The 13,912-nt window shown below is 70.8% G+C and carries 9 protein-coding genes; 5 read left to right on the plus strand and 4 right to left on the minus strand.

The genetic code is table 11. The features are described from left to right. Nucleotides 1–73 precede the first annotated feature (73 nt). Nucleotides 74–2,038 carry a glycoside hydrolase family 127 protein gene (locus ACTRO_RS11355; RefSeq protein ID WP_034263125.1) on the minus strand — a complete coding sequence of 655 codons (1,965 nt, stop codon included), beginning with the start codon at nt 2,036–2,038 and terminating at the stop codon, nt 74–76. Nucleotides 2,039–2,197: 159 nt separating this feature from the next. Between ACTRO_RS11355 and ACTRO_RS11360 the strand changes: the two genes are divergently transcribed. After that, nucleotides 2,198–3,235: a LacI family DNA-binding transcriptional regulator gene (locus ACTRO_RS11360; protein WP_245594354.1), complete on the plus strand. Its 1,038-nt coding sequence runs from the start codon at nt 2,198–2,200 to the stop codon at nt 3,233–3,235. Between the two features lie 464 nt (nt 3,236–3,699). Here the strand turns inward: ACTRO_RS11360 and ACTRO_RS45600 are convergent, their stop codons facing one another. Then, nucleotides 3,700–5,598 (minus strand): IS4 family transposase, encoded by a 1,899-nt coding sequence (locus tag ACTRO_RS45600; RefSeq protein WP_084316172.1) that lies wholly within the window; start codon nt 5,596–5,598, stop codon nt 3,700–3,702. A 504-nt stretch (nt 5,599–6,102) separates the two neighbouring features. Further along, nucleotides 6,103–6,606: a MarR family winged helix-turn-helix transcriptional regulator gene (locus tag ACTRO_RS11370; protein ID WP_034263127.1), complete on the minus strand. Its 504-nt coding sequence runs from the start codon at nt 6,604–6,606 to the stop codon at nt 6,103–6,105. A gap of 121 nt (nt 6,607–6,727) precedes the next feature. On the opposite strand from ACTRO_RS11370, the gene ACTRO_RS11375 reads away from it, so the two are divergent. Both ACTRO_RS11375 and ACTRO_RS50310 read left to right on the plus strand, forming a co-directional pair. Further along, a complete protein-coding gene (locus tag ACTRO_RS11375; protein WP_034263128.1) occupies nt 6,728–8,188 on the plus strand; it encodes an MFS transporter in 1,461 nt (486 codons plus the stop codon). Between the two features lie 255 nt (nt 8,189–8,443). After that, nucleotides 8,444–9,544 (plus strand): glycoside hydrolase family 11 protein, encoded by a 1,101-nt coding sequence (locus tag ACTRO_RS50310; RefSeq protein ID WP_034263130.1) that lies wholly within the window; start codon nt 8,444–8,446, stop codon nt 9,542–9,544. 107 nt (nt 9,545–9,651) lie between these two features. On the opposite strand, the gene pdxR is transcribed toward ACTRO_RS50310, so the two are convergent. After that, nucleotides 9,652–11,172 (minus strand): MocR-like pyridoxine biosynthesis transcription factor PdxR, encoded by a 1,521-nt coding sequence (pdxR, locus tag ACTRO_RS11385; protein WP_034263131.1) that lies wholly within the window; start codon nt 11,170–11,172, stop codon nt 9,652–9,654. A gap of 29 nt (nt 11,173–11,201) precedes the next feature. Between pdxR and ACTRO_RS11390 the strand changes: the two genes are divergently transcribed. Then, entirely contained in the window at nt 11,202–12,164 is a 963-nt protein-coding gene (locus ACTRO_RS11390; protein WP_051450661.1) for a DMT family transporter, read from the plus strand. Between the two features lie 20 nt (nt 12,165–12,184). Then, on the plus strand, nt 12,185–13,912 hold the full coding sequence (gene polX / locus ACTRO_RS11395) for a DNA polymerase/3'-5' exonuclease PolX (RefSeq protein WP_034263133.1): 1,728 nt from the start codon (nt 12,185–12,187) through the stop codon (nt 13,910–13,912).

The raw sequence follows: 13,912 nt of genomic DNA on the forward strand, positions 1-13,912 counted from the left end.
TGAACTCCACGGGTCATGCCCGGATCCTTCCTGGTGAGTATGGGCCTTGCGTTTTTCAGGGGCGCGGGCGCGGTCAGCCGGTGGGCAGCCACACCCGCATGGCGCCGTCCTCGCGGTTGGCCCAGGCGTAGTAGGGCACTGCGGTCAGGGTCAGCCGCTCGCCGGGCTCGGCGGCCTCGGCGCGGCGGACGGGCGCGGCTTGGGCCGGGCGGTAGGGCCACCAGTCGCCGGAGCGCTTGGACCGGCGGCGCCAGCCCGAGGCCTGGACGGTGACCACTCCGCCGAGCAGTTCGGGGCGGTGTTCCTCGGTCAGCGCGGTGGAGGTGTCGAGCACGAAGCGGTCGAGGCCGCCGCCGGCGTGGTCGACCTCTTCCACGCAGTACACCAGCGGGCCGCGCTCGATCGCGACGCAGCCGCGCACGGCGTCGGCCCGGGGATCGGCCGCGGTCAGCCGGGGGCGCAGGTCGAAGGTGAGCTCGACCTCCTCGCCCGGCTGCCAGGCGCGCCGGATCCGGAGCCAGCCGTCGCCGTCCTCCGGGCGCAGATCCCGGCCGGCCACCCGCAGCACGTAGCGCGAGCACCAGTGCGGCAGCCGGAGCGCGAGCTCCCACTCCCCCTCCGGGCAGTTCTCGACGGCCAGCCGGACGGTGCCGTGCCAGGGGTAATCGGTTTCCACGCGGAGCCCGACCGGCCCCTCGGCGATCTCCGCGGAGATGCGGCCGGCCGCGTACTGGTGGATCTGCACGCCGTCGGCGTCGGCGGAGGACAGGTAGTGCGGCAGCGCCGCGAGCAGCCGCATCACGTTCGGCGGGCAGCAGGCGCAGCGGAACCACCGGGTGCGCCGGTTGGTCTTGTCCCCGCCGGGGTCGGTGTAGCCGTCGCGCACCTGCAGAGGGTTGACATACAGCCACCGGGTGCCGTCCAGCGACACTCCGGCGAGCAGGGCGTTGAACAGCGTGCGCTCGGCCAGGTCGGCGTAGCGGGCGCGGCCGGTGAGCAGGGACAGCCGCCAGTTCCAGTGCACCGAGGCCACGGCCGCGCAGGTCTCGCAGTACGCCTGCTCGGTGGGCAGCTCGTACGGGTCGCCGAAGGACTCCCCCTCGTGGCGGGCGCCGAGCCCGCCGGTCAGGTGGGTCTTGGCGCCCGCCATCGCCGTCCACATGCGTTCGACCGCTGATATCAGGGCGCTCTCCCCGGTCTCGGTGGCCACGTCGGTGGCCCCGGCCAGCAGGTAGAGCTGGCGCACCGCGTGGCCCTCGACGGTCTCGGCCTGGCGCAGAGGGACGCGGTCCTGGAAGTAGGCGCCGCCGCCGAGCAGGCCGTGGCCTCGGCGGTCGACGAGGTGGCCGGACAGGGCGAGGTAGCGTGCCTCGCCGGTCTCCCGGTAGAGCTCGACCAGCGCGGTCTCGATCTCCGGGTGCCCCTCGACGCCGTCGATCCCGCCGGGCGCGCCCGGCCCGAAGACCAGCTCGAGCAGGTCCGCGAACCGCCGGCCGGCGTCGAACAGGACCGTGCGGCCGGTGGCCCGGCGGTGCGCGATCCCGGCCTGGATCAGGTGGCCGGCGCAGTAAAGCTCGTGACCCCAGGTCAGGTCGGTCCACCGGCCCTCGCCCCGGCCCAGCTGCACCCACGTGTTGAGGTAGCCGTCGTCCTGCTGCGCCGCCGCGATCAGGGCACTGATGCGTTCGACGTCGTCGGCCAGCCGCCGGGCGCTCGGTCCGCCCTCGCCGGGACCGATCTCGGCCAGACGCCAGCAGGCGGCCTCGAGCCACTTGTAGACGTCGGAGTCGACGAAGGGGTAACGGCCGCGGAACTCGCCGGACTCGGTGCCCGCGGCCACCCGCAGATTGTGCAGGTTTCCGGCCGACTCGAGCAGGCCGGGGCCCTGCGGGATGCTCGCCTCCGCGATCACCGAGCGCCGCCGGCCCCAGAACCCGCCGGTCACCGCGGCCGCGGCCGGCCGCAGCCGGGTGTGCGCGGCCTCGGTGAGCCGGACGGGTCCGAGCGCCGTGCCGACGCGAACCGGTGGAACGATCATGCGCCCTCCTTGTGGGAAAACCTTTGCGCAGTAGGAAACTAAGACCTATCTGAGAGAGCGTCAACACTCTGTTTCTTTGATCTACGTAGGCTCTGATCTCGTCAAACCTGGATCATCAGCGCACTGGAACGGGAGAAACAGGTGGGATATGGTTTGCCTGTGGCAGATCCAGCAGCCAAGCCGCCCGCCCGGGCCACGTTGAGCGACGTGGCGGCGATGGCCGGGGTGACCCCGGGCACCGCCTCGCGCGCGCTCAACAACCGCGGCCGGCTGCGCCCGGAGACCCGGCAGCGGGTGCTGGCGGCGGCCGAGCGGCTCGACTTCCACCCCAACGCGCTCGCCCAGTCTCTGCTGACCGGCCGGACCAGGACGGTCGGGCTGATCACCACCGACAGCATCGGCCGGTTCAGCATCCCGGTGCTGCTCGGCGCGGAGGACGCGCTCGGCGCCGGCCAGATCTCGGTGCTGCTGTGCGACTCGCGCGGGGACGCCATCCGGGAGCGGCACTACCTGCGCACCCTCGCGGCCCGCGGGGTGGACGGCATCATCGTGGCCGGGCGCCGGGTCGACCCCCGCCCGCCGCTGCCGGACCTGCTCGGCATCCCGGCCGTCTACGCGCTCGGCCCCTCCACCGATCCGGCCGACGCCTCGGTGATCTCCGACGACGAGCACGGCGTCCGCCTGGCCATCGGGCATCTGCTCACCACCGGCCGGATCCGGATCGCGCACGTCAGCGGCCCGGAGCACCACGCGGCCGCCTCCCGGCGGGCCGCGTTCACCGCGGCCGCGCTGGCCGAGCACGGCCTCGAACCCGCCTCCGGCCGGGCGCACCACGGGGAGTGGAGCGAGGCCTGGGGCCGCTCCGCCGCCGGCATCGTGCTGCGCGCGGACCCGGAGTGCGACGCGTTCTTCTGCGGCAACGACCAGATAGCCCGCGGTGTCGCGGATTGCCTGCGGGAGAACGGTATCCGGGTGCCGCAGGATATAGCAGTGGTCGGATATGACAACTGGGATGTCATGGCCATGTCCTCGCGCCCGCCGCTGACCACCGTGGACACGAACCTGCTGGAAGTGGGCCGGACCGCGGCCCTGCATCTGATGGACGCGATCGACGGCCGCGAGCACCAGGGCATTGAGTCAGTACCCTGTCGGCTGGTGGTACGCGACTCCAGCGGCCCTCCTGAGCCGCGCGAGTGACGTGGGCCCAGGCGTTCGGGGGTACGGCGTAGAGCGATTTGATGATCTGCTGGGCGCTCGCGGGGTGTGGGATGGTTTGTCGGGTTGGTCTGGTCGTGAGGGTGGGGGGCGGCCGCTTCGCGTCGCCTGGTTCGTCTGACCACCCGCCCACCCGTTGCGTTGGCGGGGCGGGCTGCGGTTGCAAGATTTCGCCTCCGGCTGGGGCCTTCCCTCGGAGAGTGCCGGGGTCGCGTGGGAGCTGGCGTTGGTGGGGCGGGCTGGGTTCGGGGTGGTCAGGTGCCGGGGGTGGGTTCTCTCTCCTCGGTCGGGCCCCGGAGGCAATCAGGAACCTGCCGGGAGGTCAAGCGGCGGTGATTCGTGCTCATGGTCGATTTTGCATCGCGCCGCTTGACCTCCCGGCAGAACCCTGATCGGGCTTCGCCTGCCCGACCGAGGAGAGAGCACGCCCCCCAATGCCGTTCGTTTCATGTGCTCAATAGTGGGAGGAGTGTGGGTGTTGGGGGCTGTCTGAGGGTGGTGACGGGGCGGCCGGTGGCGGTTCTGGGTCGGCCGTCATAGCGGTGGGATGAGCGTTTGACGGTGCGTTCGGCGGTGCGTCCGGGTACGGGTCTGTGTGCGTAGCGGCGCAGGTCGTCTGCTATATCAAGGGTTTTAGTGACTGCTCGGGCCAGGGTGTGTGCCGCTTGGCGGATGACCGAGCGGCGCACCTCTTTCAAGACCTTGGTGAAGGAGATCTCGTCCGGGTCGCGCCCGCGCTCGTCGGCCAGCAGGCCGTTGAGACGGGTCAGCGCGTGGTTGACGGTCAGGTGCGCCCAGATCTCCTGGAGCACCAGTTCGGGGCTGCCGGAGCGCAGCACGAACGCGTGGCCTTGCTGGTAGGTCTTGAGCGAGCGGTTGCTGCCCTCTGATTCCCAGCGCTCGGCGTAGAGCGCGGCCAGTTCGGCGGCCGGGGCTTCGCCCGGATCGAGCAGGTTCGTCAGCAGCCTGACGCGTTCCCCGCCGCGCACGGTGTACTCGATCACCCGGACCCATACCGGCTGGCCGCGTCCGCGCACGCTCTGCTCCCACAGCGCGGCCAGGTAGCTGCCGTCGGCGAGCACGCGGACGTCGGCGCGGGCGATCCGGGTGGATCCGCGCATGAGCACCGCGGTGCCCTGCTCGTTGAACCGTCTGATCAGCTCCCGGCCGGGAAACCCCCGGTCCATGATCACGATCATCTCGGGGCCGGTCGCGGCGACCACGCCCTTGATCAGATCGCGTTCCCCGGTCGCGTACGGGCCGATCGCCGCCTCGCGCACCGCACGCGTCCCGGTCTCCACCAGCGTCACCACCCGCGCCTGCGGATAGCCGCCCGACTCGATCCGCCCACCCACCCGGGTAGACGGACCGCCGAAAAACCCCCGGTTCCCCGCGCTTTCGGGCACATCGAGCACGAACCCGTCGATCGCGCACACCAGCCGCCCACGCCACCGCGCCCCGGCCGTCCGCTCGCCCGCGACCTGCCCGGCCACCAGGTGAAAGAGCTCTTCCATCACTCCCGCGCCCAGGCGCACACGCGCCGCGTGGATCGAGGACTTCGCCGGCACGTCCCCGGCCAACTCCTCGATCGCGCCCACCAGGTTGTCCATCACGTCCTCGTACGAGTCCTGCGCAAACAACGCCAAGGCCAGCGCGTAATAGACCATGAACTCCAACGGCAAAGCATTGGGAACCAGATCCGGCCGCGCACGAGCCTGCACCGCCTGCCGCACCAACCCCGGAGCAACCCACCGCGTCAACACGCCTAGATTGACCCGATCCGTCCTACCAGCCCAAGGATGCTTCACACCCCCTCCAACGAGCCACCACACCGAACGATACGAAAAACAGACCAACTGAAACGAACGGCATTGACCCACCCCCTGAGGGACGGGTGCGAGCTGCACTCGGGCCGAGACCCGTCCCGTGGCCCGGCCACGCCCGACCCGGAAGGATTCTGCATCACCATGATCCGAACAGCCCGACCCTTGATCCATGCGAGAGGGTCGGTGCTCCGGTCGCGCTTGCTGCTGAATCCTGCATCGCCTTGGTGCGATCGACCCCGATCCCAGACTTCGCGGCAGAATCCTGCAAGCCGGCCCGCGTTCGGCGCGGAAGAATCCTGCATCGCCCTGATCCGAGCATCCCGATCCCCGACCCGTGTGAAGGCGTCGGAGCTCGGGCCCCTGGCCCTGCCGCACGCCGAGGGGAATTCCTGCACCGCTTTCAGCCATACCCCCGACGCCATCTGCCCAGCCACCCCGTCCACCCCCCCTTCCGCCACAAGTCCCGAAAACCTTCGTACGCTTCCATGCTAGACGCCACCACCGACAAAAGCCGCGCATCCGTCTATTGCCAGAAAAGTCAAAATACCGGAGATTTCCGGGCACTCGAGCGCGCTCCCCGGCGTTGAAGAAGTAGGGAGAAAGAGCAGCTCAGAACGGTGATGCAGGATTCTTCCGCATCGGGCGCGGCCGGGCCACCGGACAGGACCCGGGCCCGAGCGCAGCTCACACCACTCCCCCAGGGGGTGGGCTCTCTCCTCGGTCGGGCAGGCGAAGCCCGATCAGGGTTCTGCCGGGAGGTCAAGCGGCGCGATGCAGAATCAAGCACCAGCCACAGCCACCGCCGCTTGACCTCCCGGCAGGTTCCTGATTGCCTCCGGGGACAGACCGAGGAGAGAGCACACACCCGCAACCCCACCACCCCCAACCACAGCCCGCCCCACCAACGACAGCACCCACGCGACCCCGGCACCCTCTCCGAGGGAAGGGCCTGCCAGCGGCATTTTTTGATCTTGAAACCCCAGCTGCCCCGACGATCAACCCGACCCAATCACGGTAACGCCGTTACTGGCGGGCCCGGCGCACCCCGGCCGACGCGTCGTCCGGCTCGGCCAGATGGCCCGCCACCAGCGCGCCGAGCGCCTCGATGAGCGCCGCGCGGGCCGGTTCGGGCAGCGAACCGAGCGCGTCGCCGTGGACGCGGTCGACGATCGCCTGGCTCTTGGCCGCCACCGCGGCGCCCTGCGGCGTCACGACGATGATGCGGGCTCGGCGGTCGGTCGGCGAGGGGCGGCGCTCGGCCAACCCGGCCTTCTCCAGCGCGTCGACGGTGACCACCATCGTCGTCTTGTCCATGTCGCCGAGCTCGGCGATCTGCGCCTGCGTGCGCTCCTCCTCCAACGCCTTGACCAGCACACAGTGCATGCGCGCGGTCATGCCGATCTCGGCCAGCGCCGCGCTCATCCGGGTGCGCAGGACGTGGCCGGCGTGGTCGAGCAGGAAGGACAGGTCGGGCACGCCCCTGGTAGGGGCGGCACCCGCCGACCGGGTCGGCGCGAGGGAGGTCATGAGCCCATTCTACCGCAGCGGACGCTCTGAAGCGGATCTTCTACTTAAGGATCGTCTACTACAGAACTATCTGCTACAGTCGGAAGTACCGCAGGCCCCGCCTACAGAGAGCCGGAATCCGATGTCCGCACAGACCCGAAGCGCCGACCGCGCCCCTGCCGCCTCCGCTCCGCCCGCCGAGAGTTCCGGCTTCGACCGTCGCGGCGCCCTGGCGCTCGCCGCCGTCTCCACCGGCGCGCTGATGACCATCCTCGACGGCAGCATCGTCACCGTCGCGCTGCCTTCCATCCAGAGCGACCTGGGCTTCTCCGCGGCCGGAGTCAGCTGGGTGATGAACAGCTACCTGCTCGCCTTCGGCGGCCTGCTGCTGCTCGCCGGCCGGCTCGGCGACCTGATCGGGCGCAAGCGGATGTTCCTCGGCGGCACCGTCCTGTTCGTCGCCGCCTCCATGCTGGCCGGGGCGGCCACCTCGCCCGCGCTGCTGGTGGCCGCGCGGTTCCTGCAGGGCGTCGGCAGCGCCGCGGCGGCGGCGGTGAGCCTCGGCATCCTGGTGACGCTGTTCACCGAGCCGGGCCGGCGCGGCAAGGCCCTCGGCGTCTACTCGTTCACCGGCGCGGCCGGCGCGTCGCTCGGCCAGGTCCTCGGCGGCGTGCTGACCGAGACCCTGAGCTGGCACTGGATCTTCTTCATCAACCTGCCGATAGGCCTGGCCACGCTGGCCATGGCCGCCCGCGCGGTGCCCGCCGACCGCGGCCTCGGCGTGAAGGCGGGCGCGGACACGTCCGGAGCCCTGCTGATCATCGCCGGGCTCATGCTCGGCATCTACGCGGTGGTCGGCGCCGCGCAGTACGGCTGGGCCTCGACCCGCACGCTGGGCCTCAGCGCGCTGGCCGCGGCGCTGGCCGCCGGATTCCTGGTCCGGCAGGCCTTCGCGGCCACGCCGCTGATGCCGTTGCGCATCCTGCGCTCGCGCAGCCTGGTGGGCGCGAACCTGGTGCAGATCCTGATGATCTCGGCCATGTTCGCCTTCCAGATCGTGGTCTCCCTGGCCATGCAGCACGTGCTGGGATACGGCGCGGCGGCCACCGGACTGGCCATGCTGCCGGCCGCGCTCTCCATCGGCGCCGCCGCGCTGCTGGTCTCGGCCCGGCTGATCGGCCGGTTCGGCGCCCGGCGGGTCCTGATCAGCGGCCTGATCATGTTGGCCGCCGCGCTCTCGCTGCTGCCGCGGCTCTCGACGCACGCCGGCTACGCCGCCGATCTGCTCCCGACCATGCTGCTGATCTCGGGCGGGGGCCTGGCGATGCCCGCCGCGGCGAGCCTGGCCATGTCGGGCGCGCGGGAGCAGGACGCCGGTCTCGTCTCAGGGATCTACAACACCACGCAGCAGCTCGGCTCGGCGGCCGGCGCCGCCGTCCTGACCACCCTCTCCGCCGCGCGGAGCAGCACCCTGCTGGGCCGCGGCGAGAGCTCCGCGGACGCGCTGATGGGCGGCTACCACCTCGCCTTCGGCGTCGGCGCGGGGCTGCTGGCGGCGGCGATCGTGGTGGCGCTGACCGTGCTGCGGCCGGACCGCGGTTAAGCCAGAAACTTTCGATCGAAGTTCGAAACATTCGAGCCGAATCTCGGTAGTAATCAGGGCCGCTGCAGCTTTCACTCGGCAGAATTCGAATGTTCCTGATCACGGCACCCTATCTGAACAGCGAAGAATCTGACAGAGCCGCCAGCAAAGATCGAATAGTTTCGAAGAAATCTCCGGAAGTTGTTGCGGTCCGGTTCGGCCAAGACCATACTTCGGGATCGACCCAGTCCCCTTCGACGAAGAAGGAGCACCCACGTGGACGATGCCTCCCTGCGGCCGAGCAGCAGAAGCGGCCGCCTCAAGGTACTGATCACAGGCGCCTGCTCGACCATCGTGGTCGCGGCCATGACCGTGACCATGACCCTGCTGCCCGGCACCACCGCCAGCGCCGCCACGAGCATCACTTCGAACTCGACCGGCACCAACAACGGGTACTTCTACTCGTTCTGGGAGCAGGCCAGCGGCGCCACGATGACGCTCGGATCCGGCAGCAACTACAGCCTGACCTGGAACACCGGCTCGCAGAACGTCGTGGCCGGCACCGGATGGAACCCGGGCACGAGCAACACCGTGACCTACTCCGGCTCGTGGAACTGCAACGGCAACTGCTACCTCTCGCTGTACGGCTGGACCACGAACCCGCTCGTCGAGTACTACATCGTCGACAACTACGGCAACTACAACCCGAGCTCCGGCGCCACCAAGCTCGGCTCCGTCAACAGCGACGGCAGCACCTACGACCTGTACGAGACCACCCGCACCAACGAACCCTCGATCCAGGGCACCGCCACGTTCAACCAGTACTGGGCGATCCGTGAATCGAAGCGGACCGGCGGCACCATCACCGTGTCCAACATCTTCAACGCCTGGAAGAGCATCGGCCTGAACCTCGGCACCCCCAACTACGAGATCCTCGCCACCGAGGGCTACCAGTCCAGCGGCAGCTCCAACATCACCGTCACCTCCGGCGGCAGCAACTCCACCCCGCCGACCACGACACCGCCGACCACGACTCCGCCGACCACCGGGGCGCCTACGACGCCTCCGGCCGGCGGCTCAGGCTCCTGCAGCGCGAGCTACTCGACCAGCAGCAGCTGGACCGGCGGCTTCAACGGCAACGTGACCGTGACGGCCGGCTCGTCCGCGATCAGCAGCTGGACCGTGAAGCTCACGCTGGCCAGCGGACAGACCATCAGCAGTCTGTGGAACGGTGTGAACAGCGGCACGACCGGGGCGATCACCGTCAAGAACGAGCCGTACAACGGCGCCCTCTCCGCGGGGGCCTCGACCTCGTTCGGATGGACCGCCACCGGCACGGCGTCGACCCCGACCAGCATCTCCTGCTCGACCCCGTGATGATCAGCACCTGATACGGCACTACCTGACACGACGGCCGACCGGCCCGGGCTCACCCCGGGCCGGCCGGCCTCGTCTTCTTCCGGGCGCGGTCCGAGCGCGACTCGTCAGGGCAGGTCCGAGCGCAGCGCCGAGCCGATGATCGCGATGGCCTGCGCGATGTCGGCCGGAGTCGCCGCGGCGTAGCCGAGGACCAGGCCGGGCTTGCCCGGCCGCTGGTAGTGCCAGGACAACGGCTGCGCCTTGACCCCACGCGCGAGCGCGGCGGCCGCCAGGTCGGTGTCCGCGAACGACGCGTCGAACGTGATCATCAAGTGCAGACCGGCCGCGGCGCCGTGGATTCGCGCCTGAGGCAAGTGGATCCCGATCGCCTCGATCATCGCGTCGCGACGGCGGCGGTGCCGACGTCGCAGCATCCTCAGATGCCGCTCGAGTTCGCCGGAGTCCATCAACTCGGCCAGCACCAGCTGCGAGAGCGAGGGATTGCCGAGATCCGCGTACCGCTTGGCGTCGACCACAGCCTCCTGATACCGCCGCGGCGCGAGCAGCCAGCCGACCCGCAGGGCAGGCGCGAGGATCTTCGACACGCTGCCCGCGTAGAAGACCTGCTCGGTGAGCATCGCGCGGATGGCCGGGACCGGCGGCCGGTCGTAGCGGTGCTCGGCGTCGTAGTCGTCCTCCAGGATCAGCCCGCCCTCGTCGGCCCAGCGCGCCAGTTCGCGCCGTCGGGCGCCGTCGAGCACGACCCCGGTCGGGAACTGATGCGCCGGAGTGAGCGCGACGGCCGCGGCACCGCTCGCCCGCAGCTCATCCACCCGCAGCCCGCAGGAGTCGACGGAGACCGGCGGCGTGCGCAGGTGCTGGCTCGTCAGATGCTGGCGGACACCGAGCGAACCCGGGTCCTCCAGGGCGATCTCCCCGATGCCCTCCTGCTTGAGCACGTGCGCGACCAGGCCGAGCGCCTGCGCCACGCCGGTGACCACGACCACGTCCCGCGGATCGACCCGGATGCCGCGGTTGCGCCCGAGCCAGTGCGCGACGGACTGCCGGAATCGGGCGACGCCGCGCGGATCCCCGTAGCCGAAGGCGGCCGGAGTGAGCGAGGTGAGCACCTGGCGTTCGGCCCGCAACCAGGCGGATCGGGGAAACGCGGCCAAGTCCGGCACCCCGGGCGTCAGGTCGATCCGGGCCGGGCTGAGGCGCAGCGCGTCGAAGACGTCGGCGGTCGGCGTGAGGCCGAAGTCCAGGCCGGGCAGAGATTCTGCGCGCACCTCGTCGGTCGGCGCCGCGGCCGGCCCCGCCGGAATCGGGGCGAGCGGAGCGGCGACGACGAACGTGCCGGCCCGGCCGCGGCCGGCCACCTGCCCGTCCTCGATCAACCGCTGGTAGGCCTCGGTCACCACACCGCGCGAGACGCGCAGCTCCTCCGCAAGCACTCGGCCCGGAGGCAACCGCGCGCCGATCGGCAGCCGTCCGTCGGCGATGGCGGCGCGGAACTGGTCGGCCAGGTACGCGGAGAGCCCGCCGTCCGGCGCCTGGGCCAGACCCAGCTGCAGGAAGTCAGTGCCCGGATTCTCCCGGCCGGCGACTTTGGACCGGTCGGATCGGGCCGCATTGGATCTGTCCACCGGGCCATTGTCTCAGGCACGCTGGCCGCATGAGTTTACGAACGGACTCGGCTCCGGCAGCGGAAGCCGATCTCGGATCCGGACCGCGCCGGCCGGTCCGGGCCCGCAACCTCGCCACCGGCACCGTCGCGATGACCCTGCTCGGCGCGAGCGTCGGCGTCTCCCGCACGCTGACCACGGCTCCGCTCTTCACCGCGCAGGCCCTGCGCTATCTCGTGGCCGGGCTGGTCCTGCTGGCCATGGCCAAGCGCGCCTGCGCCGCATTGGTCTGGCCGCGCGGCAGGGAATGGCTGTGGCTCACCGGGATCGCCGCGGTGGGGCTCGTCCTTTTCAACGTCGCGATCGTGCGCGGGCTCGACCATGCCGAGCCCGCGGTCATCGCCGTCGCAGTGGCCTGTGTCCCGATCGTGCTCGGCGTCGTCGGGCCCTTGCTCGAGCGACGCGTTCCTAGTCGCAGGATCCTGATCGCGGCGGCCACGGTCACCGCGGGCAGCGCCCTGGTCGAAGGCACCGGCCGCACCGACGCGATCGGGCTCGCCTGGGCGGCGGTCGTGCTCGCGTGCGAGGCCTGCTTCACCCTGCTGGCCGTCCCGGTGCTGCCGCGGCACAGTGCGTGGGGCGTCTCTGTGCACTCGGTGTGGATCGGCGCGATCATGTTCGCGGTGCTCGGATGCGCCACCGAGGGTCCGAGCTCGGTCGCCCGGATCACCGCGAGCCAGTGGGCCGCGCTCGCCTACCTCGCTCTCATGGTGACCGCGGTCGCCTTCATCTGCTGGTACTCGACCGTCGCCGCGCTCGGTCCCGGCGCCGCGGGCGTGCTGACCGGGATCGCGCCGGTCGCCGCCGCCCTGACCGGCGTCGTCCTCGACGGCCGGACGCCGGCCGTGTGCGTGTGGTGCGGCATGCTCGTGGTGTTCTGCGGCCTGGCCGTCGGGCTGGCCGGCGGCCGTGCGATCACCCGGGTGCCGCGTCGGCGCACCGGGCCGAGCTGACCCGGCCTAGCCTGGACGGTATGGCTGTGTCGAACGACGAGGTCGCCGCCGCCTTGACCGAACTGGCCGAGCTGACCTCGATCAGCGGCGGCGACGCGTTCAAGGCGCGCGCGTACGAGAAGGCCGCGCGGGCCGTCGCCGGCCACCAGGTCGAGGTGCGTACCCTCGACGCGGCCCAGCTGCGGCAGATTCCGGGCGTGGGCAAGGCGATCGCGGACAAGATCGTCGAGTTCTGCCACAGCGGCACGTTCCCCGCCCTGGAGATGCAGCGCACTGCTATCCCGGCCGGGCTGCGGCAGCTGATCGACATCCCCACACTCGGGCCGAAGAAAGCACTGGTGCTCTACCAGGAGCTCGGGATCACCTCCGTGGACGAGCTGGTGGACGCGGTGCAGGCGGGCCGGCTGGACGAGCTGCGCGGCTTCGGCCCCAAGACGGCCGAGAACATCATGCACGGCGTGGAGATCCTGCGGCACGGCGCCGGCCGGGTGCACCTCGACGTCGCCCTGTCCGCCGCCGAGCAGATCGTCGAGGTCATCGGCGCGGTGCCCGGCTGCACCCGGTGCGCGTACGCCGGGTCGCTGCGCCGCTTCCGCGAGACCATCGGCGACGTCGACGTGCTGGCCGCCGCGGACGACCCGAAGCCGCTGATGCGGGCGCTGAAGGCGATGCCGGACGTGGCCGACGTGATCGCGAGCGGCCCGACGAAGACCTCGATCCGCACGACCGCGGGCCTGCAGGTGGACCTGCGGGTGGTGCCGCCGGAGTCATGGGGCGCGGCGATGCAGTACTTCACCGGCTCGAAGGCGCACAACGTCGGGGTGCGCACGATCGCGGTGCGGGCCGGGCTGAAACTGTCCGAATACGGGCTCTTCGACGCCGGGACCGACGAGCTGATCGCCTCCCGGACCGAGGAGGAGCTCTACGAACGGCTCGGCCTGCAGTGGGTGCCGCCGCCGATGCGGGAGGACCGCGGGGAGATCGCGGCCGCCCAGGAGGGCACGGTACCCGGGCTCGTCACCGAGAGCGACATCCGCGGGGACCTGCACACCCACACCGACCTCACCGACGGCATCGCTTCGCTGCCCGAGATGGTCCAGGCGGCGGCGGAGCGCGGCTACGCCTACTTCGCCATCACCGATCACGCGCCGAACCTCTACATGCAGCAGATGTCGACCGACAAGATGCTCGAGCAGCGCCAGCAGGTGCGCGAGCTCAACCGGGCCTACAAGCGGCTGCGCCTGCTGCACGGCACGGAGCTGAACATCGACCCGGACGGCGGGGTGGACTGGGCGGACGACATCCTGGCCGGCTTCGACGTGTGCGTGGCCTCGGTGCACTCGCACTTCAACCAGCCGGCCGACGCGATGACCAGAAGGCTGATCAAGGCTTGTGAGAACCCGTACATCCACGTGATCGGCCACCCCAGCACGCGGATCCTCGGACGCCGCGGGCCGGTGGCGGCGGACTGGGACGCGGTCTTCCGGGCGGCGGCCCGCACCGGCACCGCGTTCGAGATCAACGCCTCGCCCAACCGCCTCGACCTGAACGACGAACACATCATCGCGGCCCGCGCGGCCGGGGTGAAGTTCGCCGTGAACACCGACGCGCACGCGGTGCCGCACCTCGACAACCTGCGGTACGGCGTCGGCACCGCCCAGCGCGGCTGGCTGACCCCCGACGACGTCATCAACACCTGGCCGTTGCGGCGGCTGCAGGCGTTCCTGCGGGACGTCTCGCGCGGTTAG

It is taken from the genome of Actinospica robiniae DSM 44927 (assembly GCF_000504285.1).
GTDB classification, from domain to species: Bacteria; Actinomycetota; Actinomycetes; order Streptomycetales; family Catenulisporaceae; genus Actinospica; species Actinospica robiniae.

What these genes read in the sequence shown, in the direction of transcription:
- ACTRO_RS11355 (WP_034263125.1), bottom strand. Translation starts at nt 2,038, where the DNA reads ATGATCGTTCCACCGGTTCGCGTCGGCACGGCGCTCGGACCCGTCCGG.
- ACTRO_RS45600 (WP_084316172.1), bottom strand. Translation starts at nt 5,598, where the DNA reads ATGCGCGGCTTTTGTCGGTGGTGGCGTCTAGCATGGAAGCGTACGAAG.
- ACTRO_RS11370 (WP_034263127.1), bottom strand. Translation starts at nt 6,606, where the DNA reads ATGACCTCCCTCGCGCCGACCCGGTCGGCGGGTGCCGCCCCTACCAGG.
- ACTRO_RS11375 (WP_034263128.1), top strand. Translation starts at nt 6,728, where the DNA reads ATGTCCGCACAGACCCGAAGCGCCGACCGCGCCCCTGCCGCCTCCGCT.
- ACTRO_RS11390 (WP_051450661.1), top strand. Translation starts at nt 11,202, where the DNA reads ATGAGTTTACGAACGGACTCGGCTCCGGCAGCGGAAGCCGATCTCGGA.
- polX (WP_034263133.1), top strand. Translation starts at nt 12,185, where the DNA reads ATGGCTGTGTCGAACGACGAGGTCGCCGCCGCCTTGACCGAACTGGCC.